This is a genomic window from Streptomyces sp. NPDC102490 (genome assembly GCF_044765285.1).
GTDB lineage: Bacteria > Actinomycetota > Actinomycetes > Streptomycetales > Streptomycetaceae > Streptomyces.
The window spans coordinates 48,809-69,140 of sequence record NZ_JBIWJU010000012.1 but is presented as its reverse complement, the minus strand read 5'-3'; the positions used below and the strand labels follow the sequence as shown (position 1 = coordinate 69,140).

Genomic DNA, 20,332 nt, shown 5'->3' with positions numbered 1-20,332 from the left:
GACCATGGCGGGACCCGTCCTGGAAATGCGCTCGATCGTCAAGACCTTTCCCGGTGTCAAAGCGCTGTCGGACGTCACGCTGACCGTTCGCCAGGGCGAGGTCCACGCCATCTGCGGGGAGAACGGCGCCGGCAAGTCGACCCTGATGAAGGTGCTCTCCGGCGTCCATCCGCACGGCAGTTACGAGGGTGAGGTCCTCTTCGAGGGCGAGACCTGCCGGTTCAAGGACATCCGGGCGAGCGAACAGCACGGCATCGTGATCATCCACCAGGAGCTGGCGCTGGTGCCGTACCTGTCGATCGCGGAGAACATCTTCCTCGGCAACGAGCACGCCAAGCGCGGACTGATCAACTGGAACGACACCCTCAAGCACGCCACCGAACTGCTGCGCCGGGTCGGTCTCGACGAGCACCCCGAGACCCGCGTCGCCGACATCGGCGTGGGCAAGCAGCAGCTGGTGGAGATCGCCAAGGCGCTGTCGAAGAAGGTGAAGCTGCTCATCCTCGACGAGCCGACGGCGGCGCTCAACGACGAGGACAGCGGCAAACTCCTCGACCTGATCCTTCAGTTGAAGGAACAGGGCATGACCTCGATCATCATCTCGCACAAGCTCAACGAGATCCGCACGGTCGCCGACTCGGTGACCATCATCCGCGACGGGCGCTCCATCGAGACGCTCGACGTGAAGGCGGCGGAGACGACCGAGGACCGGATCATCAGCGGCATGGTCGGCCGCGACCTGGAGAACCGCTTCCCGGACCGGACCCCGCACCAGCCCGAGCAGGGCGCGGCGCCGGCCCTGGAGATCCGCAACTGGACCGTGCACCACCCCATCGACCAGCAGCGCAAGGTGGTCGACGACGTCTCGATCGAGGTGCGGCGCGGCGAGATCGTCGGCATCGCCGGACTCATGGGCGCCGGCCGCACCGAGCTGGCGATGAGCGTCTTCGGCCGCACCTACGGCCGGCACGCGGGCGGCACGGTGCTCAGGGACGGCAAGGAGATCCGCACCAAGTCCGTCCCGGAGGCGGTCGGGCACGGGATCGCGTACGTCACCGAGGACCGCAAGCACTACGGCCTCAACCTCATCGACACCATCAACCGGAACATCTCGCTGACCGCGCTGGGCAAGGTCTCCAAGCGCGGCGTGGTCGACGAGCACGGCGAGCGCCAGGTCGCCGAGGGCTACCGCAAGTCGATGAACATCAAGGCGCCGACCGTCTTCGAGCCGGTCGGCAAGCTGTCCGGCGGCAACCAGCAGAAGGTCGTCCTCAGCAAGTGGATCTTCGCGGGTCCCGAGGTGCTGATCCTGGACGAGCCCACGCGCGGCATCGACGTGGGCGCCAAGTACGAGATCTACACGGTCATCGACCGCCTGGCGGCCGAGGGCAAGGCGGTCGTGTTCATCTCCTCCGAACTGCCGGAGCTGCTCGGCATGTGCGACCGCATCTACACGATGGCCGCGGGACGGCTGACGGGTGAGTTCTCGCGGGCCGAAGCCTCGCAGGAAGCGCTGATGCGGCAGATGACGAAGGACAAGTTGGACCGGAAGGACGAAGAGGTAAGCCGATGAGCACCGACGTGACCGCCAAGACCCCGGCACCGGCGCCGCCCGGCCGAGGGGGTTCGGCCTCCGGCGGCGGCCTGCTCCACCTGATGCTCGACGGCATGCGCCGCAACATGCGCCAGTACGGCATGCTGATGGCCCTCGGCCTGATCGTGGTGCTGTTCGCGGTGTGGTCCGACGGCGACCTGCTGCTGCCGCGCAACGTCTCCAACCTGGTGTTGCAGAACAGCTACATCCTGATCCTCGCGATCGGCATGATGCTCGTCATCATCGCGGGCCACATCGACCTGTCGGTGGGCTCACTGACCGCCTTCGTCGGCGCGACGGCCGCCGTCCTGATGGTCAACCACGACCTGCCCTGGCCGGTGGCGGTGATCCTCTGCCTGGCCATCGGCGCCGCGGCCGGCGCCGTGCAGGGCTTCTTCATCGCCTATCTCGGCATACCGTCGTTCATCGTGACCCTCGCGGGCATGCTGCTCTTCCGCGGTCTGACGGAGATCTTCCTCAAGGGCCAGACCCTCGGCCCGTTCCCGAAGGACCTCCAGAAGATCGCCAACGGCTTCCTGCCCGAGGTCGGCCCGAACACCAACTACCACAACCTCACCCTGCTGCTGGGCTTCGCCCTGATCGCCTTCGTGGTGTACCAGGAGGTCCGCGACCGCAAGCGGCAGCAGGAGTTCTCCCTCGACGTGCCGCCGGTCAAGCTGTTCCTGCTCAAGCTGGTCGCGCTGATCGCCGCGGTCCTCGTGGTCACGCTGCTGCTGGCCAGCTACAAGGGCGCCCCGATCGTGCTGCTCATCCTGGGCGCGCTGGTGGTCGGCTTCGGCTACCTGATGCGCAACGCGATCGTCGGCCGCCACATCTACGCCATCGGCGGCAACCTGCCCGCGGCCAAGCTGTCGGGTGTGAAGGACAAGAAGGTCACCTTCCTGGTCTTCCTGAACATGGGCATGCTCGCGGCCCTGGCGGGTCTGGTCTTCGCCGCCCGCTTCAACGCGGCCTCGCCCAAGGCGGGCCTCAACTTCGAGCTGGAGGCCATCGCCGCCTCGTTCATCGGCGGCGCGTCGATGAGCGGCGGCGTCGGCACGGTCCTCGGCGCGATCATCGGCGGTCTGGTCCTGGGCGTGCTGAACAACGGCATGAACCTCGTCGGCATCGGCACCGACTGGCAGCAGGTCATCAAGGGCGCGGTGCTGCTGGCGGCGGTCGGGTTCGACGTGTGGAACAAGCGCAGGGTCGGTTCGTAACGGATCTCGGGCCCCGCCACTCACGGCGGGGCCCGCTTCTTCTCGGAAGTACAGGAGCCGCACGTATGGAACTGAGCAGACGAACGGTCATCGCGTCGGCGGCCGCGGCCGGCGTGGCCGCCACCGCGGTCGGCGGCACGGCGCACGCGTCGGGAGGCAGGAAACCGGTGAAGGAACTCTTCGGCAAACTGGCCGACGGGACGAAGGTGTACCGCTGGTCGCTGGAGAACGGCGGCACGCGGATGAAGGTGCTGTCGTACGGCGGCGTGGTGCAGTCCCTGGAGATCCCGGACCGCCGGGGCCGCTACGCGAACGTCTCGCTGGGCTTCGACAACCTCGACGACTACGTCGCCCGCAGCCCGCACTTCGGCGCCCTGATCGGGCGCTACGGCAACCGCATCGCCAAGGGCCGCTTCACCCTGGACGGCAAGGAGTACCAGCTCTCCGTCAACGACGGGGAGAACTCCCTGCACGGCGGCGCCCTCGGCTTCGACTACCGGGTGTGGGACGTCGAGCCCTTCACCGAGGGCTCCGACACCGGTCTGGTGCTCCACTACACCAGCGTCGACGGCGAGATGGGCTACCCGGGCACGCTCAAGGCGAAGGTGACGTACACCCTCACCCGGCGCGGCGACTGGCGCATCGACTACGAGGCCACCACCGACAAGGCCACCGTCGTCAACCTCACCAGCCACGTCTACTGGAACCTGGCCGGCGAGGGCAGCGGCACGATCGAGGACCACGAGCTGTCGATCGCCGCCTCCCGCTTCACGCCCACCGACGCGGGCCTGATCCCCACCGGCGAGCTGGCCCGGGTGTCCGGCACGCCCTTCGACTTCCGCCGGGCCAAGCCGATCGGCCGGGACATCCGGGACGCCCACCCGCAGCTGGTCACCGCCAAGGGCTTCGACCACAACTGGGTGCTCGACAAGGGCATCACGGACCGCCCCGAGCACATCGCCACCCTGCGCGAGAACAGCTCGGGCCGCACCCTGCGCATCGCCACCGACCAGCCCGGGCTCCAGTTCTACTCGGGCAACTTCCTCGACGGCACCCTCACCGGCACCGGCGGCTCCCTCTACCGCCAGGGCGACGCCCTGTGCCTGGAGACGCAGCACTTCCCGGACTCGCCGAACCAGCCGTCGTTCCCGTCGACCGTGCTGCGGCCCGGCGAGACCTACCGGACGTCGACGGTGCACTCCTTCGACGCCTAGCCGACGACGGGGCGCGGGCACACTTTCTTCACACCTGTTGAACGGTGCCCCGTCCGCCTCCGTACACAAGGGCGGCCCGTGCCCCCGCGCGGGCCGCCCACTCACGGAGGTCCCCTTGTCCGGCAACGTCACCTCGTTGTTCCGCAGCACCGCGGCGCACAGCCCCTCGATGGCGGCGCTGACGCGGGAGAGCGGCGAGGCGGCGGGCGCCGGTCCGGTGGACTTCTGCACCCCCTGCAACCCGTACTTCCCCACCCCGGCGATGTTCGACGAGCTGGCCGGCCGGCTGCGCGACATCATCACGTACTACCCGAGCGGCGCGGACACCATCACCGCCGAGCTGTGCGGCCTGCTCCAGCTCCCGCCGCAGTGCGTGGCGATGGGCAACGGCTCCACCGAGCTGATCACCTGGATCGACCACCTGCTGGTCCGGGAGTCCCTCGCCGTCCCCGTCCCCACCTTCGGCCGCTGGACCGACCAGCCCATGGAGACCGGCAAGCGGGTCGACATGTTCCCGCTCCAGGAGGCCGGCGGTTTCGCCCTCGACCTCGCCCGGTACGCCGAGTTCGTCCGGGCCCGGGGCACCCGGGCCGTGGTCGTCTGCAACCCCAACAACCCCGACGGCGGCTATCTGCACAAGCAGGCGCTGGTGCAGTTCATGGACGCGATGGCCGACCGGGACCTGGTGGTGATCGACGAGTCCTTCCTGGAGTTCGCCGACGCGGAGGCCGAACCCAGCGTGGTCCAGGAGGCGATGCTCCGCCCCAACGTCGTCGTGCTGCGCAGCCTCGGCAAGAACTTCGGGCTGCACGGCATCCGCTTCGGCTACCTCGTCGCCAACCCGGCGCTCGCCGGCCGGGTGCGCGCCATGCTGCCCAAGTGGAACCTCAACTCCCTGGCGGAGCACGTGGTGTTCATGCTGCGCGACCACGGTCCCGAGTACGCGCGGAGCCTGCACCAGGTGCGCCGCGACCGCCTGGAGATGGCCGCCCAGCTGTCCGCGCTGCCCGGTCTGACCGTCTACCCCTCCCAGGGCAACTTCCTCTTCGTCCGGCTCCCCGTGGGCGCGGAGGGCACCGCCGTGCGCGACCGCATGCTCACCGAGCACCGGGTGCTGGTCCGGGAGTGCGGCAACAAGATCGGTTCGTCCAGCCGCTTCCTGCGTCTCGTGGTGCGCCCCCAGGCGGACGTGCGTCGCCTGGTGTCCGGCCTGGAACAGGTGCTCTACGGGACCGGGAGGGGAGCCGCCGTGCCCGGGCCGGCCACCGGGACCGGCTACAGCTCGGGCACGGCGGCGGTGGACCGCCTGATGCACGAGACCAACGGTTCCGGTATGCGCGCGATCACCGCACAGACCGCCGGTGCCGGTGCCCCGGGGCTCGCCGCCGCTCCGGCCCCCGGCACCGGCACCGGCACCGGCACCGGCATGCCGCTCCCCGCCGCGGTGCCGGTCGCTCCGGCGGCGGCCGCCGTGCCCGGCCCCGCGCCGGTGCCCCAGCCGGTGCCGGGCCCCCAGCCGGTGCCGTATCCCGGGCCGGCGCCGGTCCCCCACCCGGCACCGGCCCCGCAGCCCGGGCCGGCGCCGGTGCCGGTGCCCGCCCCGGCCGCCGCGTACCCGCCGCCGTTCGGGCCCACCCCGCCCGGCGTCCCGGCCCGCGGCGGCCTCACCGCCGCCCAGGTCCGGGGCACCGACGGTCTGGAGTCGGTCCCGGCGACGGGCTGGCCGAACGCGGCGGGGATGGGCCGCGTGGGCTGATCCGCGCCGGGCGCTCCTACCCGGCCGAGGCCGCCGAGGTGGCCGGCGTGCTGCCCGACGGGGACGGGCAGGCCGGGCCCGTCGGGGAGGCCGCGGGGTCCGGGGACGCGGTCCCCGGTTCCGTGGAGCAGCCGTCCGTGGGCGTCGGCGAGGGGCTCGGGCCGGTCGGGTCCGGCGAGGGGTCCGGGGACCCGGTGGGCGACTGGGAGGGGTCCGGGCTCGTCGGGTGCGCCGTCGGGGAGGACGGGCCCGTGGACGGTACGGGGCGGGACGCCGACGGGGACGGTCCGGGGCCGCCCGGCGTGGTGCTCGGGTCCGGGCCGATGTCGATGCCGTCGCCCGCGCCTCCACCGCCGTTCCCGCCGCCGTGTCCCCCGCCGCTGCCGCCGCTGCCGCTCTCGCCGTCGACGGGCTCGGTCGCCCGGGTCTCGCCGCCCGCGCCGGGGCTCCTCGGGACCACGCCCGCGCCGTCGGGGACGGTGTGGACTCCCCGGCGGTAGAACTCCAGCCAGTGCCTGACCAGTGCGAGGTAGGTGCGGGAGTTGTTGTAGCTGAGGACCGCCCGGTCCAGGTCCGCCGCCCGGCCCAGGTCCCGGTCACCGGCGCACAGGTAGTGCCCGGCCGCCAGCGCCGCGTCGAAGACGTTGTTCGGGTCGGCGCGGCCGTCGCCGTTGCCGTCGGCGCCCCAGCGGGCCCAGGTGGACGGCAGGAACTGCATCGGGCCCACCGCCCGGTCGTAGACCGTGTCGCCGTCGTGGGCGCCGCCGTCCGTGTCCCGGATCAGGGCGAAGCCCCGTCCGTCGAGCGGCGGTCCGGTGATACGGCCGCGGGTCGTGCCGTTCCGGTCGACCGCGCCGCCGCGTGCCTGGCCGGACTCGACCTTGCCGATCGCCGCGAGCAGTTCCCAGGGCAGCCGGCAGCCCGGGTCCGTCCTGCCGACGACCGTCTCGGCGGCGCGGTAGGCGCGCAGCACGGTGGCCGGGATGCCCGACTGGGCGCGGATCTCCGGCCCGAGCGCGGGAGCGGCCGCCGCTCCCCCGTTCCGGGGCGTCAGGGGCGGGAGTTCGGTGTGGTAGGAGCCGTCGCCCGGCGGAGTGAGCGCCGCGAACGGGCCGTCCGTCGTCGGCAGGCTCGGGTCGTCGGCCGCCGGTCCGGTGCGGGTGTCCCGCGCGTCGCCGGTGAGGCCGGGGGCCTGGGACGCGGTGAGGGCCGCCATGGCCGCCACCGCGAGGGCGGTCGTGCGCAGTCCCTTGCGGGCCCGCCCGCGGTACAGGCGTCGGGCACGGCGTACGGACATGGTCGTCACTCCTGTCGGTTCCGTCGGGGGGGGCGGGAGGCGGGTCGGGGCTGCGGGGCGAAGTGTGGTCGGTGGTGCGGCGGTTCAGCGGCCGAAGGTGTCGAGGGCGGAGACCAGCCAGCGTCCGTCGCGGTGCACGACGTCGACGGCGAGCATGGCCGCCGCGTACACGCCCTCGTCCCGCGCGGCCTCCTCGCCTGCCTTGCTCTTCTTGCCCCTGGTGGCGACGCTGCTCTGGTCGGCGTAGACGAGGACCCGGGCCCGGTCGCCGTCGATCCGTTCGACCGCGCTCTCGGTGACCGTCGTGGTGATCACCGCCTTCTGTTCGTCGGCCCGCGCGCGGACGTCGGCGAGCAGATCGCGGTGCTGGTCGACGGCCTTGCCCGTCAGCAGGTCCTTGGCCGCCTCGTCGAGGGCGCCGGGGTCGGCGTGGTCGTAGGAGAAGAGCCGGTCGACGGCCTTGGTCACCTGTCCCTTGATCTCGCTGGTGCGGGCCAGGTCGGTCAGCGCGGTGTTGCTCCGCGCGGGCTCGGACCTGAGCCCCTCGGCCTTCGCGTGCGCCCAGCCCGCGAAGCCGCCGAGGAGCACGGTCAGCGCGCAGAGCAGCACGAGGAGCGGGGGGCGGCGGCGCGGCCGGTCCCCGGTGGCCTTCGGGGCCGCTCCGTCCGTGGGCGGGTCGGTGGCGGCGGCCCCGGCGGGCTCCAGGACGGCGGTGGCGCCGCGTGTACCGGTCGCCACCGGCGTGCGCTCGGTGTGTTCCGGGTTCCCGGCGGAGGCGGCGGGCCGGGTCTCGCGGGCCTGGCGGCGCCGCTGGCGGTTGATGTGGTGACGGGTCGTCGACATGGTGCGGTGTCCTCCTCGCTGCGGCCGGCTTCGCGGTACGGGAACCGGGTCAGCCGGTCGATGTGCCGCCGACGGGTGCCTGTCCCAGGGCGCTGAGCTTCCACCGGCCGTCGGTCCGGGTGAGTTCGCCGAGCATGCGGCTGTCCTTGTCGCTCTTCGCCCCGTCGGCCGCCTTGACGGTGACGCGCAGGGCGACCAGCACCCGGGCGCGTCCGGCGCGGTCGTCGAGTTCGGTGACGGCGCCGGACAGCACCCGGGCCGTGCTCACCGTCTTCGCCTCCTTCACCTGGGCGGTGAACGCGTCCCGCCCGGAGGCGAGTTGCTCGTGCAGTTCGCCGGTGGTGGACGACTCCCACAGGTCCAGGCCGCGCTTCAGCTCGCGGTGGTCGAGCGTGTTGAGGTTCTGCACGGCCTGCTCACCGGCGGAGAGTGCCGCGTCCCGCTGGGCGGCGTAGGCGGCCTGCTCGTCGTGGGCCGCTCCGTACCAGTCCTGACCGGCCCAGGCGGCGAAACCGCCCGCCACGAGGGTGAGGGCGAGGGCCAGGGCCGGGACCGCGCGTGTCATGGGGTGCTCCAGTCTCCCGCGCATGGTCAGCGGGCCTTGATGTCGACGATCCGCCACCGGTCGTCGTCGAGGCGTGCGGTGACGGTGAGTTGGGCCGCGGCGGTGGTGGCCTTGCCCTTGGCCTTGTCTTCGCCGCGGTGGGAGGTCTGGTCGAGGAAGACCAGCAGGCGGGCCCGGTCGCCGTCGAGTTCGATCACTCCGGTGCGGACGGCCCGGGTGCTCAGGGTGACGCGCTGCTCGGCGAGGTCGTCGCGGACCCGGGCGAAGAGGGTCTCGTACTGGCGGGCGGCGCGGCCGTCGAGGACGGTGGTCGCGGAGCGTTCGGCGGCCGCGGTGCCGTCCGGTGTGTAGGAGAAGATCCGGGCGAGGGCGTCGCCGACCTCGCCCGCGACGCGGGTGGTGGCCTCGGTGTCGGTGAGCGCGTGGTTCTGGGCGGGCGCCTGCGATCTCACCTGGTGGGCGGCGTAGAAGAATCCGCAGCCGCCGAGGACGAGGGCGGCGGCGGTAGCGGCCAGGGCCGCCCTCCGCAGGCGCCCGTTCGGCGGGCCCTTCTCGGCGGGCGCGTCCGTGCGCTGGGTCTCCTGGTCCGGCTCCGTGCCGGGCTCCGGTGCGGCGTCCCCGCGCAGCAGCCACGTCGGTGTCATCACTGCTCGCCCTTCCCTTGCGCCACCGGCACGGCGCTCAGCGCCCGTACCTTCCACTCCCCCTCGCCCGTGCGGGCCAGGACCGCCTCCAGGCGTTTGCGGTCGGTGGACGGCTTCTTCGTCCCGGCGGGGGTGACCCGGACGCGGACGGTGGCGATCAGCTCGGCCGTGCCGGACCGGGTGTCGAGCGCGGTGACGGCGGCCTCGGTGACCGTGCCGCGCGCCGAGGTCCCGGCCGCCGCCTCGGTGTCGCCGAGTTCCTCGCGCAGCGGCCCGGTGGAGACGGCGCGCCAGTCCCGGATGCTCCGCTGCGCGTGCTGCCGGGTGGAGGCGTCGAGCGTGGTGAGTACGGCGATGCCGTCCCGCCCGTCGGCGAGCGCCTCGTCCCGCTCCCGGCCGTAGGCGAGCGCGTCGTCGGTGCGGGCCTCGGCGTAGGTCCACGCGCCGGTGCCGCAGACGGCGAGGGCCAGCACCAGCCCCGCCCCGGTGAGGATCTTGGCCCGCCTCATCGTGTGCTCCCGGTGGCCGGGGCGAGGAGACCGGTCAGGCCGGCCGGTGCCTCACCGCTCTGTCCGGGCAGGGCGAGCGCGCCGGGCAGGGCCGGGGTGCCGTCCTTGCCGGGGGTGGTCCGGCCGCCGCTGCCCGAGGGCAGGGAGCCGGGTGTGGCCGGGTCGGGCACCGCGCCGCCCTTCGGGGCGTGGGCCGAGCCGCGCACGTTCTTCCCGCTCGACGCCGGGGCGGTGCAGGCCGCGCCGGTGTTGAGGGCGGGCGCGGTGCCGAGGTCGAGGCCGTTGCGGTAGCGCGTGGCACCGTAGCCCTCGGTGCAGGGCAGGGGGCTGAAGAAGGTGACGGCCAGGCCGAGGTTCAGCTTGCCCCCGTCGACGGCGGTGGCGCCCGCGGCGACGGCCGCCGGGTACGTCACGAGGAGTTCCTCGATGCCCCGCTGCCGGGTGACGGCGACCTCGGAGGTGGTCAGGAGGTTGGCGAGGACGACGCCGAGGCTCGGGTCGAGGTCCCGCAGCAGACCGCTGACCTGGGTGGCGGCCTCGGGGGTGACCGCGAGCAGGCGGCGCAGGTCGGCGTCGGAGCCCTTGAGCGCGGCGGCCAGGTCCTTGGCCCCGACGGCGAAGTCGCGGATGGCCCGCGACTCCTGGGCCTGGGTGCGCAGGACGGTCTCGCCGTCGCGGATGAGCAGCGAGGTGGAGGGCAGGGCGCGGTCGGCGGCCGCGACGAAGTCGCTGCCGCTGTCCAGCAGCACCTGGAGGTCGTCGCCGTGTCCTTCGAAGGTCTTGCCGAACTCGTCGACGACCGTGCGCAGGTCCTCCAGCGGGACCGAGCTCACGAGGTCGTCGACGCTGGTGAGGACGTCGGTGACGGGTGCGGGCACCTCGGTGTCGGCCTGTTCGATGCGGGTGCCGTCGGCGAGGTAGGGGGAGCCGTCGCTCTCGGGCCGCAGGTCGATGTACTGCTCGCCGACGGCGGACAGCCCGGCGACCACGGCCTTGGTGTCGGCCGGGATGCGGGGCGCGGACTTCTTGATGCGGAGTTCGGCGACGACGCCCTCGGCGGTGAGGTCGATCGGGCCGACGCGGCCCACCGAGACGCCCCGGTAGGTCACGTCCGAGTGGGTGAAGAGGCCGCCGGTGCGCGGGAGTCGCACGTCCACGGTGTAGTAGTCGGCGGCGCCCACGTACCGGCCGAGGTCGGCGTAGCGGATGCCGAGGTAGGACAGGGCGAGGACGGCGATCACGAGGAAGGCGAGGTTCTTCAGCCGTACGGCCAGGGTGATCATTCCCGGTCACCTCCGGGCTCGGACACGGAGGGCAGCGGCAGGGGCGAGGAGGACCGCTTCTTCGCCGGTGTGTCGCCGGGCACGAGCGGCGGGATCACCTGGGTCCCGGGCACGGCGGTCACGCTCAGGTACGTGTTGAGGTAGTCGCCCTTCACGCCGCGCAGCACCTCGTCGGTGAACGGGTACGTCAGCAGCACCTGGAGCGAGTCGGGCAGGTCCGTGCCCGCGTCGGCCAGGGCCTTGAGCGTCGGCGCGACGGCCTTGAGGTCGGCGATCACGTCCTCCTTGCTCGCGTCGATGGTGGAGACGGCGACGCCGGACAGGGTGTCGAGGGAGCGCAGCATGGTCAGCAGGGAGCCGCGCTGCCGCTCCAGCGTCTTCAGTCCGGGCGAGAGGCCGGTGAGGACGGTGCCGACGTCGTCCTTGCGGGTGGCGAGGGTCGAGGAGAGCCGGTTGACGGCGTCGAGGGCGTCGGTGATGTCTTTGCGGTGGTCGTCGAGGTCGCCCACCAGGGTGTTGACCCGTTTCAGCAGCGAGCGGACCTCGGGTTCGCGGCCGCCGAGCGCGGCGTTGAGTTCCCGGGTGATGGTCTTGAGCTGGTTGACTCCGCCGCCGTTGAGGAGCAGGGACAGCGCGCCGAACACCTCCTCGACCTCGGTGTTGCGGCTGGTGCGGGAGAGCGGGATGACGCTGCCGTCGGTCAGCCGGCCGGTTCCGGTCTCCCGGGCGGGGGCGACGAGCTGGACGTACTTCTCGCCGAGCAGGCTGGACTGCTGGAGGCGTGCGGTGGCGTCGGCGGGCAGCCGCACGTCGCCGTTGATCTCCATGGTGACGCGGGCCGACCAGTCGTCCTCGCCGAGTTCGATGCCGGTGATCCGGCCGACGGCGACGTCGTTGACGCGTACGGCGGCGTGCGGGACGAGGCTGAGCACGTCCTGGAGTTCCGCGGTGACGGTGTAGGGGTGGTCGCCGAGGTCGGCGCCGCCGGGCAGCGGCAGGTCCTCGATGCCGTCGAAGCCGCTCGGTACGACGGTGACCCCGCCGAGGGTCAGGGCGAGGGCGAGTCCGACGGCGGCCAGTCCGCCGGCGGTGAGGCCCGCGGCCCGGCCCGCGCCGGTCCCGGGGCGCCTCATCGCCCGGCCCCCTTCTCCGTCTTCTTCGCATCGGTCGCATCGGTCGCCTCGCCGGTCGCACCGGCCACGGGCAGCGGCAGCAGCGGGCCACCGCTGCTGATCTCGTTGAGGTTGGCGCGGCCGTCCAGGGTGCGGGTGTCGGGGTTGTAGGCGTTCACGACGTTGCCGGCGGCCAGGGGTGCCACGTCCAGCGCCTCGGCCAGCGAGGCGCGTTGCTCGACCAGGGTCCGGGTGAGGGGGACGAGCCGGTCGACGTTCTTCTTCAGCTCGCCCCGGTGGTCCTCGATGAAGGTCTTGACCTGGCCGAGGGCCTTGCCGAGTTCCTCCAGGGCGCCGGTGAGGTCGTCCTTGTTGTCGGCGAAGAAGCTGACGACGTCGTCCAGGCGTTCCTGCGCGGTGCGCACGTCGGTGTCCTTGTTCTTCAGCAGGGTGGTGAAGGTCTGGAGGCTGCTGAGCGTCCTGAACAGGTCGCCGCTGCTGCCGTCGAGGGTCTTGGCCGCCTTGCCGAACTCCTCGACGCCGTCGCCGATGGCCTTGCCGTTGCCGTCGAGGTTGTCGGCGCCGGTCTTCAGCAGTTCGGACAGGGCGCCGTCGGAGTTGGCGCCGTCCGGGCCGAGGGCGTCGCCGAGTTCGGTGATCGAGTCGTAGATCTGGTCGATCTCGACGGGGACGTGGTTGCGGGCGGCGGGCAGGACGGCGCCGTCGGCGAGGGCGGGGCCCGCGCGGTAGGCGGGGGTGAGCTGCACGTAGCGGTCGGCGACGACGCTGGGCGCGACCACGACGGCCCGCGCGTCCTTGGGGACCTTGATCCCCTCGTCCAGGCGGAGGCCGACGCGGACCCTGGTGCCCTCGGGGTCCACCGACTCCACCTCGCCGACGCGCACTCCGAGGATGCGCAGGTCGGACCCGGCGTAGACGCCGATGGCGCGGTCGAAGTAGGCGGTGACGCGGGTGCCGTCGGGTGCGAGGACCCGGGCGGCGACCAGGCCGCCGGCGGCGAGCACCACGAGGGCGAGCACCCCGGTGAGGATCTTTCGGCGTCGGGTCATCACGCACCGCTCCCCTGGGCCGCCGCGGGCTGCTTGGGCGGCAGGCATCCGGTCTCGGGCTGGGAGGTGGCGGGCAGGTAGTCGCGGGGCACGACGCCGCACAGGTAGCTGTCGAACCAGCGGCCGTTGCCCAGGGTGTTGCCGACCAGGCGGTAGTACGGGCCGACCAGCGCGAGGGTCTCGCCGAGGCGGGTGTTGTTCTTCTCCAGGACGCCGGTGACGCGGCCGAGCGCCTTCAGCGTGGGGCCGAGCTGCTTCTCGTTGTCCTTGACCAGGCCGCCGAGTTCGGTGCCGAGGTCCTGGCTGCCCTTGAGCAGGGCGCTGATGGCGGTGCGGCGGTCGCGGAGTTCGCCGAGCAGCGGGTCGCCGTCCTCGATGAGGGTCTCGAAGCTGGACTTGTTGTTCTCCAGCGTCTTGGTGAAGTCGGCGCTTCCCTTGAGGAGTTCGGCGAGCTTGGCGTCGCGCTTGGAGATCGACTTCGACAGGTCGGACAGGCCGGTGGCCGCCTTGCGCACGTGCGGCGGGGAGTCCTTGAAGGTGTCGGAGATGGTCTCGAAGCTCTCCGCGAGCCGCCCGGTGTCGAGGGCGTCGACGGTGCCGCTGAGGTCCTGGAACGCCTGGGTCACGTCGTACGGGGAGGTGGTGCGGGCGAGCGGGATGCGGGCGCCGGGGTCCTGGCGGCCGGAGCCGAGCGGGTCGAGCGCCAGGTACTTGTCGCCGAGGACGGTCTTGATGGCGATGGCGGCGGTCGTCCGGTCGCCGAGCCAGGCGTCCTCGACCTCGAAGGTGACCTTGACCTTGGCGCCGTCGAGCGCGACGCCGGTGACCCGGCCGACCTTGACGCCGGCGATGCGCACCTCGTCGCCCTCGTCCAGGCCGGCGGCCTCGGAGAAGTCGGCGCTGTAGGTGGTGCCGCCGCCGAACGGCAGCCGGTCGACGTGGTAGGCGAGGAGGGCAATCAGGGTGAGGACGAGCAGTCCGGCGACGCCGACGGCGACGGGGTTGCGCTCCTTGACCGGCTTGAAGCGCGGCGTGTTACGGGGGCGCGTCATCCGCGGCACCTCGATTCGGTGATCGCGATGCCGGTCGGCGGCTTCGAGCCGTCGGAGGTGGTCACTCCGCTCACGCGCGCCTCGCAGAGGTAGAGGTTGAACCACGATCCGTAGGAGGACAGGCGGGCCAGGGCGGTCATCTTGGCGGGACTCTTCTCCAGGAAGTCCTCGATCTGCGGGGTGTGTTCGCCGAGATGGGTGGAGAGCCGGCCCAGTTCCCGGATGTCCTTCTTGAGGGGCGCGCGGCCGTCCTCCAGGAGTCCCGCGGTGACCGTGGTCAGGTCGCCCATGGCGGTGACGGCCTCGCCGAGGGGTTTGCGGTCCCGGTTGAAGCCGCTGACGAGCTTCTGGAGGGTGACGACGAGGTCGTCGAAGTCGTCCTCGCGGTCGTTGAGGGTGTCCAGGACGGTGGTGAGGTTCTCGACGACCTGGCCGATCACCTTGTCCTTGGCGGCGACGGTCGTGCCGAGCGACCCGATGTGCCGGATCAGGCTGTCGACGGTGGCGCCCTCGCCCTGGAGCACCTGCACGATCGAGCCGGCGAGTTCGTTGACGTCCTTCGGGGAGAGTCCCTCGAACAGCGGCTTGAAGCCGTTGAAGAGCAGGGTGAGGTCGAGCGCGGGCGTGGTGCGGTCCAGCGGAACGGTGCCGCCCTCCGGGAGGGTGCCGGTGAGGTCGCCGCTGCCGCGGTCGAGGGCGACGTAGCGCTGGCCGACCAGGTTGAGGTACTTCACGGCGGCGGTGGTCGACCGGGGCAGCCTGCGGTCGTCGCGGACGGTGAAGGTGACCTGCGCGGTGCGCCGGTGCACCACGCGGACGTCGGTCACCTCGCCGACCGTCACCCCGGAGATCCGCACGCTGTCGCCGTCGGTGAGCCCGGTGACGTCGGTGAACAGGGCCTTGTAGGTGTCGGCGCCGCTGCCGGAGTCGACGCTGGTGCCGGCGACGCTCAGGCCGAGCACGGTGGTGGCGAGGGCGGTGACCACCACGAAGACGAGGGACTTGACCAGCGGTCCGGTCAGCGGGCGGCGCCGGGTGTGCGCGTGGTCGGACCTGGTCATCGCAGGGTCACCTCCGTACCGCGGTAGACGGGGCCGACGAGCAGGCTGCTCCAGTCGGGCAGGTCGCCGGGGCTCTTCCCGGCGGCGGGGGCGAGGAGTTCGTTGACGAGGTCGTTCTCCTGCGGGGAGTTGGCGGGCCCGAGGTCCTGCTCGGCCGCGGGTGCGGCGGCCGGCGCGGCGGGCCGGGGCAGGGCGCCGAGGTAGGGCACGGAGGGGCAGCGGGGGCCGCCGCCGGCGTCGTACACCGGGGTGTCGCGGCCGGGCCGGTAGGCCCCGCGCGAGGCGACGCTGGTGACGTCGACGTGGATGCCGGGCCGGTCGGTGCCCTTGCCGAGCGCCTTGTCCATGGCCGGCACGAAGTCGGCGAGGGTGCGCAGGGTGCAGGGGAAGGCCGAGGAGTACTCGGCGAGCAGCTCCAGGGTGGGGCGGCTGGTGTCGCCGAGCCGGATGATGGTGTCCTTGTTCTTCCGCAGGAAGGCCGTCACGTCCTCGGCCGTCCGGGTCGTGGCGCCGAGGGTGGCGGCCAGGTCCGCCTCCTGCTCGGCGAGGGTGCCGCTGGTGGTGGTGAAGTCGGTGAGCGCCGTGATGATGTCGGGCGCGGCGTCCGCGTAGACATGGCTGACCTTCACGAGTTCCTTGAGGTCGCGGTTGAGGGCGGGCAGGTTCGGGTTGAACTCCTTCAGGTGCTCGTCCAGCAGCGTGAGCGTGTCGCCGAGCCGTTCCCCGCGGCCTTCGAGGGCCTGCGAGACGGCGGACAGGGTCGCGGAGAGCTTCTGCGGCTGGACGGCGGTGAGCATCGGCAGGACGTCGTCGAGGACCTGCTGGAGTTCGATGGCGTTCGCGGACCGGTCCTGGGGGACGACGGCCCCGGCGGCCAGCGGTTCGGGCGAGGGGTCCGCGGGCGGTACGAGGGCCACGAACCGCTCGCCGAACAGGGTGGTGGGCAGCATCTGCGCGCGGACGTCGGACGGTACGTCGTCCAGTGCGCCGGGCTTCATGGCGAGGGTGAGCCGGGCGCCGTCGCCGGTGGCGTCGATGGCGCGGACCTCGCCGACGACGACGCCGCGCAGTTTCACCTCGGCGCCCGGGTGCATCTGGTTGCCGGCGCTGCCGGTCTCGACGACCACGGGGTCGGAGTCGGTGAACCGCTTGTCGTAGACGGCGACGGCCAGCCAGATCAGCAGGACGGGCACCAGCACGAACACCACTCCGGCGAGCCGGCGCCGCAGGGTGTGCCCTCTCGGTCGGCTCATCTCACCCCGCCACCTTCACGGTCGTGGTCGCGCCCCACAGGGCCAGCGACAGGAAGAAGTCGGTGACGCTGATCAGCACGATGGCGTTGCGCACGGACCGGCCGACGGCGACACCGACGCCGGCCGGGCCGCCGGAGGCGCGGTAGCCGTAGTAGCAGTGGGCGACGATCACCATCACGCTGAAGATCAGCACCTTGAGTACGGACAGCAGCACGTCCGTCGGGGACAGGAAGAGGTTGAAGTAGTGGTCGTACGTCCCCCGGGACTGCCCGTTGAACAGGACGGTCACATAGCGGGAGGCGAGGTAGGAGGAGAGCAGCCCGATGGCGTAGAGCGGGACGATGGCGACGACGCCGGCGATGATGCGGGTGGTGACGAGGTAGGGCATGGAGCGGATGCCCATGCCCTCCAGCGCGTCGACCTCCTCGTTGATGCGCATGGCGCCGAGCTGCGCGGTGAAGCCGGCCCCGACGGTGGCGGAGAGGGCGAGTCCGGCGACCAGCGGGGCGATCTCGCGGGTGTTGAAGTAGGCGGAGACGAATCCGGTGAACGCGGCCGTGCCGATCTGGTCGAGGGCCGCGTAGCCCTGGAGTCCGACGACGGTCCCGGTGAAGAGCGTCATCGCGATCATCACGCCGATGGTGCCGCCGATGACGCCGAGGCCGCCGGAGCCGAAGGCCACCTCGGCCAGCAGGCGCTGCACCTCCTTGAGGTAGCGGCGCAGGGTCCGCGGGATCCACAGCAGGGCCCGGACGTAGAAGAGGAGTTGGTCGCCGGAGCGGTCGAGCCGGGCGAGCGGGGAGGCCATCGGTCCTCAGCCTCCCTTCGGCGGGACGATCTGGAGGTAGACGGCCGTCATCACCATGTTGACGAAGAAGAGCAGCAGGAACGTGATGACGACGGACTGGTTGACGGCGTCGCCGACGCCCTTGGGGCCGCCGCGCGGGTTGAGCCCCCGGTAGGCGGCGACGATGCCCGCGATGAACCCGAAGACCAGCGCCTTGAGTTCGCTGACGTAGAGGTCGGGCAGCTGGGCCAGGGCGGAGAAGCTGGAGAGGTAGGCGCCGGGGGTGCCGCCCTGCATGACGACGTTGAAGAAGTAGCCGCCGAGGATGCCGACGACCGAGACCAGGCCGTTGAGCAGGACGGCGACGCCCATGGTGGCCAGGACCCGCGGCACGACCAGGCGCTGCACGGGTGAGACGCCCATGACCTCCATGGCGTCGAGTTCCTCGCGGATCGTGCGGGAGCCGAGGTCGGCGCAGATGGCCGAGCCGCCGGCGCCGGCGATGAGCAGGGCGACGATGAGCGGGCTGGCCTGCTGGACGACGGCGAGGACGCTGGCGCCCCCGGTGAACGACTGGGCGCCCAGCTGCTCGGTCAGGGAGCCGACCTGGAGGGCGATGACGGCGCCGAAGGGGATCGAGACCAGGGCGGCGGGCAGGATGGTCACGCTCGCGACGAACCAGAACTGCTCGACGAACTCGCGGAACTGGAAGGGCCTTCGGAAGACGGCCCGGACGACCTCGGCGGCGAGGGCGAACAGCCGCCCGGTCTGCCGCAGCGCGCCGGTGATCACGCGCCGCTCCCGGCGGCGGGCATCGGCAGGGTGGCCGCCTCGGCGTTCTCGGCGTAGGTCTTCCGGATGGCGGAGCGGGCCGCGGGTGGCAACGTGTCGATCATGCCCATGACACGCTCACGCCGGCGGGCGACGGCCCGGCGCGGCGGCAGGCCCGGCGAGGGCTCCAGCTGCGGCACGATGACCCGGGGCCCGTCGGGTACGGCGGGGGCGGCGTTCGCCTCGGCGGCGAGGGTGGCCGCGTCCTTCTCCTCGGACATCCCGATGGGCCCCTCGCGCCGGCCGCCCAGGAACTGGGCCACGACCGGCTCGTCGCTGGTGAGCAGCACCTCGCGCGGGCCGAAGGTGACGAGTTCGCGCAGGAAGAGCATCCCCATGTTGTCGGGCACGGTGGCGGCGATGTCGAGGTTGTGGGTGACGATCAGCATCGTCGCGTCGAGCTGTGCGTTCAGGTCGATCAGCAGCTGGGAGATGTAGGCGGTGCGGACCGGGTCGAGCCCGGAGTCCGGTTCGTCGCACAGGATGATCTGCGGGTCGAGGACGAGCGCGCGGGCCAGCCCGGCCCGCTTGCGCATACCGCCGCTGATCTCCCCCGGAAGTTTCCCCTCCGCGCCCAGCAGCCCGACGACCTCGATCCGCTCCATGACGATGCGGCGGATCTCGGACTCCTTCTTGCGGGTGTGTTCGCGCAGCGGAAAGGCGATGTTGTCGAAAAGGGACATGGAGCCGAAGAGGGCGCCGTCCTGAAACATGAGACCGAACAGTTTACGGGTCTCGTAGATGTCTCTTTCCGGACTGTTCACCATGTCCACCCCGTTGATGAGGACACGGCCCTTCTCGGGTTTGAGCAGCCCTATGAGCGACTTCAGGAAAACGGTCTTACCGGTTCCGGACGGGCCCAGCATCACGCTGATCTCGCCGGCCGGAAGAGTGAGTGACACGTCCCGCCAGATGCTCTGCTTACCGAAGGACTTGGTCAGACCCTCGACCACTACTTCGATTCCCATATCACCTCACCTTGTCACCGCGCAGACAACCCGCCCGCCCCGCGCCTGTCTCCGGGGAGACAGGGCGGGGCCTCGCGGTTCCGGGGGGTGTGGATCCCGCGGGACCCCGCCGGCGGACCCCCGGGCCCGACAGGAGGTGGGGCCCGCACACGTCCGCCATGGCTCCGGCCGACGGGGGCCACCGACCTGGAACCGAGCACCGCACCGGCACGTTACGGCCGAGTAACCTCGGTGGGCAACACCGGAATCGGAGTTTTCCGGGATCTCGGCCCCGGCCCTCCGGAACCTGTCAGGGGCGACACAAAAACGACTCGGCACCTTGTCATCGGGTGAGTAAGAGGACCCCGGCGCGTGCCACGGTGGCGGCGCGGGAGCGGTGCGGGACGGCCGCTTCGACCTTGGCAGCAGGTGACTAAGAGGAATGGCGATTCACTCACCCCGGAAACAGCTTGTTCCCCTTTTCAAAGAATCATGGACGGCCGCATTGTTCGGCTATGTTTCCGGCGAGTAACGTCACGGCGCAATGCAGGTCAACCCTCAAGGAGACCGAGTCATGAAGAAGAGCATCAGAAGGTCGGCCCTCGTGGCGTGTGCGGCCGCGTCGGCGCTCGGCCTCGCCGCCGTCCCGTCCTCGGCGGTGCCCTCCACGGTGTGGACGGTCAACCCCTCGCCGGCCGCCTTCAAGGCCGTGAACGTCGGCAACATCGTGCTGACCGCCACCATCCCGATGACGTGCACGACCTCGAACGCGGCCGGGACGATGGCGAGCACCACCGGCAACCCCGGTGACGTCGCCGACATCACCACCATGAACTTCGGTGCGTCCGGCTCGCCGTGCACCAGCGTCCTGGGCAACGTCACCACCACGTCGGTCACCCCGTGGGACGTCATCGCGCAGGACTACACCGCCTCCACCGGTGTCACCAAGGGCTACGTCGGCAACGTCAAGGCCAACGTGACCGCCGGCGCCTGCAAGTTCACGGTGACGGGCAAGGCGTCGGGCACGTACACCAACTCCACCGGTGTGCTGGCGATCAACAGCACCGCCGGTGAACTGGTGGTCACCAACCCCGTCAACTGCGGGGCGATCGTCACCACCGCCACCAAGCCCACCTTCAAGGGCAACTACGCCGTCAAGGTGGCCAGCACCGGCGCCATCCCGACCATCGTCGGCTCCAACCCGTAGGCCGCCGACCAGCCCGTCCGCCCGGCCGGCACCCCGGCCGGGCGGGCGCGGGCCCCGAGCCGCGCCCGAGAACAGACGGCCTCCCGT

General features: G+C 71.8%; 19 protein-coding genes. 5 read left to right on the top strand and 14 right to left on the bottom strand.

The genetic code is table 11. The annotated features are described in order from the left end of the window. Positions 1 to 4: 4 nt before the first annotated feature. The 4 genes from mmsA to ACIRGB_RS26800 all read left to right on the top strand — a co-directional run bounded on the left by mmsA (position 5) and on the right by ACIRGB_RS26800 (position 5,784). On the top strand, positions 5 to 1,573 hold the full coding sequence (gene mmsA / locus ACIRGB_RS26815) for a multiple monosaccharide ABC transporter ATP-binding protein (protein WP_403870081.1): 1,569 nt from the start codon (positions 5 to 7) through the stop codon (positions 1,571 to 1,573). After that, positions 1,570 to 2,814: a multiple monosaccharide ABC transporter permease gene (gene mmsB / locus ACIRGB_RS26810; protein ID WP_403870079.1), complete on the top strand. Its 1,245-nt coding sequence runs from the start codon at positions 1,570 to 1,572 to the stop codon at positions 2,812 to 2,814. The genes mmsA and mmsB overlap by 4 nt, the downstream gene beginning before the upstream one ends. Before the next feature lie 65 nt (positions 2,815 to 2,879). Continuing rightward, the gene (locus ACIRGB_RS26805) at positions 2,880 to 4,028 is read left to right on the top strand and encodes an aldose epimerase family protein (RefSeq protein WP_403870076.1); all 1,149 of its coding nucleotides are present in this window, start codon (positions 2,880 to 2,882) and stop codon (positions 4,026 to 4,028) included. Positions 4,029 to 4,143: 115 nt separating this feature from the next. Beyond that, positions 4,144 to 5,784, top strand: a complete 1,641-nt coding sequence (locus tag ACIRGB_RS26800; protein ID WP_403870074.1) for a pyridoxal phosphate-dependent aminotransferase — start codon at positions 4,144 to 4,146, stop codon at positions 5,782 to 5,784. Between the two features lie 16 nt (positions 5,785 to 5,800). On the opposite strand, the gene ACIRGB_RS26795 is transcribed toward ACIRGB_RS26800, so the two are convergent. The 14 genes from ACIRGB_RS26795 to ACIRGB_RS26730 all read right to left on the bottom strand — a co-directional run bounded on the left by ACIRGB_RS26795 (position 5,801) and on the right by ACIRGB_RS26730 (position 19,059). After that, entirely contained in the window at positions 5,801 to 7,081 is a 1,281-nt protein-coding gene (locus ACIRGB_RS26795) for a lytic murein transglycosylase (RefSeq protein WP_403870071.1), read from the bottom strand. An 84-nt stretch (positions 7,082 to 7,165) separates the two neighbouring features. Further along, on the bottom strand, positions 7,166 to 7,924 hold the full coding sequence (locus ACIRGB_RS26790; RefSeq protein WP_403870068.1) for a hypothetical protein: 759 nt from the start codon (positions 7,922 to 7,924) through the stop codon (positions 7,166 to 7,168). Positions 7,925 to 7,973: 49 nt separating this feature from the next. Next, complete coding sequence (locus ACIRGB_RS26785; RefSeq protein WP_403870065.1) at positions 7,974 to 8,513, bottom strand: nuclear transport factor 2 family protein; 540 nt, start codon at positions 8,511 to 8,513, stop codon at positions 7,974 to 7,976. 2 nt (positions 8,514 to 8,515) lie between these two features. Next, positions 8,516 to 9,133 carry a hypothetical protein gene (locus ACIRGB_RS26780; protein WP_403870062.1) on the bottom strand — a complete coding sequence of 206 codons (618 nt, stop codon included), beginning with the start codon at positions 9,131 to 9,133 and terminating at the stop codon, positions 8,516 to 8,518. Next, positions 9,133 to 9,642: a hypothetical protein gene (locus ACIRGB_RS26775; RefSeq protein ID WP_403870060.1), complete on the bottom strand. Its 510-nt coding sequence runs from the start codon at positions 9,640 to 9,642 to the stop codon at positions 9,133 to 9,135. The genes ACIRGB_RS26780 and ACIRGB_RS26775 overlap by 1 nt, the downstream gene beginning before the upstream one ends. After that, entirely contained in the window at positions 9,639 to 10,925 is a 1,287-nt protein-coding gene (locus tag ACIRGB_RS26770) for an MlaD family protein (protein WP_403870057.1), read from the bottom strand. Before ACIRGB_RS26770 ends, ACIRGB_RS26775 begins: the two co-directional genes overlap by 4 nt. Next, positions 10,922 to 12,058: an MCE family protein gene (locus ACIRGB_RS26765; RefSeq protein ID WP_403870054.1), complete on the bottom strand. Its 1,137-nt coding sequence runs from the start codon at positions 12,056 to 12,058 to the stop codon at positions 10,922 to 10,924. The genes ACIRGB_RS26770 and ACIRGB_RS26765 overlap by 4 nt, the downstream gene beginning before the upstream one ends. After that, positions 12,055 to 13,107, bottom strand: coding sequence for an MCE family protein (locus tag ACIRGB_RS26760; RefSeq protein ID WP_403870051.1), 1,053 nt, complete (start codon positions 13,105 to 13,107; stop codon positions 12,055 to 12,057). Before ACIRGB_RS26760 ends, ACIRGB_RS26765 begins: the two co-directional genes overlap by 4 nt. Then, on the bottom strand, positions 13,107 to 14,159 hold the full coding sequence (locus ACIRGB_RS26755; RefSeq protein WP_403870048.1) for an MCE family protein: 1,053 nt from the start codon (positions 14,157 to 14,159) through the stop codon (positions 13,107 to 13,109). The genes ACIRGB_RS26760 and ACIRGB_RS26755 overlap by 1 nt, the downstream gene beginning before the upstream one ends. Further along, positions 14,156 to 15,220 carry an MCE family protein gene (locus ACIRGB_RS26750; RefSeq protein ID WP_403870045.1) on the bottom strand — a complete coding sequence of 355 codons (1,065 nt, stop codon included), beginning with the start codon at positions 15,218 to 15,220 and terminating at the stop codon, positions 14,156 to 14,158. Before ACIRGB_RS26750 ends, ACIRGB_RS26755 begins: the two co-directional genes overlap by 4 nt. Continuing rightward, positions 15,217 to 16,473: an MCE family protein gene (locus tag ACIRGB_RS26745; RefSeq protein ID WP_403870042.1), complete on the bottom strand. Its 1,257-nt coding sequence runs from the start codon at positions 16,471 to 16,473 to the stop codon at positions 15,217 to 15,219. The genes ACIRGB_RS26750 and ACIRGB_RS26745 overlap by 4 nt, the downstream gene beginning before the upstream one ends. Before the next feature lies 1 nt (position 16,474). Beyond that, positions 16,475 to 17,281: an MlaE family ABC transporter permease gene (locus ACIRGB_RS26740; RefSeq protein ID WP_403870039.1), complete on the bottom strand. Its 807-nt coding sequence runs from the start codon at positions 17,279 to 17,281 to the stop codon at positions 16,475 to 16,477. A gap of 6 nt (positions 17,282 to 17,287) precedes the next feature. Continuing rightward, the gene (locus ACIRGB_RS26735; RefSeq protein WP_403870036.1) at positions 17,288 to 18,052 is read right to left on the bottom strand and encodes an MlaE family ABC transporter permease; all 765 of its coding nucleotides are present in this window, start codon (positions 18,050 to 18,052) and stop codon (positions 17,288 to 17,290) included. Further along, a complete protein-coding gene (locus ACIRGB_RS26730; protein ID WP_403870033.1) occupies positions 18,049 to 19,059 on the bottom strand; it encodes an ABC transporter ATP-binding protein in 1,011 nt (336 codons plus the stop codon). Before ACIRGB_RS26730 ends, ACIRGB_RS26735 begins: the two co-directional genes overlap by 4 nt. A 553-nt stretch (positions 19,060 to 19,612) precedes the next feature. On the opposite strand from ACIRGB_RS26730, the gene ACIRGB_RS26725 reads away from it, so the two are divergent. Beyond that, positions 19,613 to 20,245, top strand: coding sequence for a hypothetical protein (locus ACIRGB_RS26725; RefSeq protein WP_403870030.1), 633 nt, complete (start codon positions 19,613 to 19,615; stop codon positions 20,243 to 20,245). The last annotated feature ends 87 nt before the right edge of the window (positions 20,246 to 20,332 follow it).

What these genes read in the sequence shown, in the direction of transcription:
- mmsA (WP_403870081.1), top strand. Translation starts at nt 5, where the DNA reads ATGGCGGGACCCGTCCTGGAAATGCGCTCGATCGTCAAGACCTTTCCC.
- mmsB (WP_403870079.1), top strand. Translation starts at nt 1,570, where the DNA reads ATGAGCACCGACGTGACCGCCAAGACCCCGGCACCGGCGCCGCCCGGC.
- ACIRGB_RS26805 (WP_403870076.1), top strand. Translation starts at nt 2,880, where the DNA reads ATGGAACTGAGCAGACGAACGGTCATCGCGTCGGCGGCCGCGGCCGGC.
- ACIRGB_RS26795 (WP_403870071.1), bottom strand. Translation starts at nt 7,081, where the DNA reads ATGTCCGTACGCCGTGCCCGACGCCTGTACCGCGGGCGGGCCCGCAAG.
- ACIRGB_RS26790 (WP_403870068.1), bottom strand. Translation starts at nt 7,924, where the DNA reads ATGTCGACGACCCGTCACCACATCAACCGCCAGCGGCGCCGCCAGGCC.
- ACIRGB_RS26785 (WP_403870065.1), bottom strand. Translation starts at nt 8,513, where the DNA reads ATGCGCGGGAGACTGGAGCACCCCATGACACGCGCGGTCCCGGCCCTG.
- ACIRGB_RS26780 (WP_403870062.1), bottom strand. Translation starts at nt 9,133, where the DNA reads ATGACACCGACGTGGCTGCTGCGCGGGGACGCCGCACCGGAGCCCGGC.
- ACIRGB_RS26775 (WP_403870060.1), bottom strand. Translation starts at nt 9,642, where the DNA reads ATGAGGCGGGCCAAGATCCTCACCGGGGCGGGGCTGGTGCTGGCCCTC.
- ACIRGB_RS26770 (WP_403870057.1), bottom strand. Translation starts at nt 10,925, where the DNA reads ATGATCACCCTGGCCGTACGGCTGAAGAACCTCGCCTTCCTCGTGATC.
- ACIRGB_RS26765 (WP_403870054.1), bottom strand. Translation starts at nt 12,058, where the DNA reads ATGAGGCGCCCCGGGACCGGCGCGGGCCGGGCCGCGGGCCTCACCGCC.
- ACIRGB_RS26760 (WP_403870051.1), bottom strand. Translation starts at nt 13,107, where the DNA reads ATGACCCGACGCCGAAAGATCCTCACCGGGGTGCTCGCCCTCGTGGTG.
- ACIRGB_RS26755 (WP_403870048.1), bottom strand. Translation starts at nt 14,159, where the DNA reads ATGACGCGCCCCCGTAACACGCCGCGCTTCAAGCCGGTCAAGGAGCGC.
- ACIRGB_RS26750 (WP_403870045.1), bottom strand. Translation starts at nt 15,220, where the DNA reads ATGACCAGGTCCGACCACGCGCACACCCGGCGCCGCCCGCTGACCGGA.
- ACIRGB_RS26745 (WP_403870042.1), bottom strand. Translation starts at nt 16,473, where the DNA reads ATGAGCCGACCGAGAGGGCACACCCTGCGGCGCCGGCTCGCCGGAGTG.
- ACIRGB_RS26740 (WP_403870039.1), bottom strand. Translation starts at nt 17,281, where the DNA reads ATGGCCTCCCCGCTCGCCCGGCTCGACCGCTCCGGCGACCAACTCCTC.
- ACIRGB_RS26730 (WP_403870033.1), bottom strand. Translation starts at nt 19,059, where the DNA reads ATGGGAATCGAAGTAGTGGTCGAGGGTCTGACCAAGTCCTTCGGTAAG.
- ACIRGB_RS26725 (WP_403870030.1), top strand. Translation starts at nt 19,613, where the DNA reads ATGAAGAAGAGCATCAGAAGGTCGGCCCTCGTGGCGTGTGCGGCCGCG.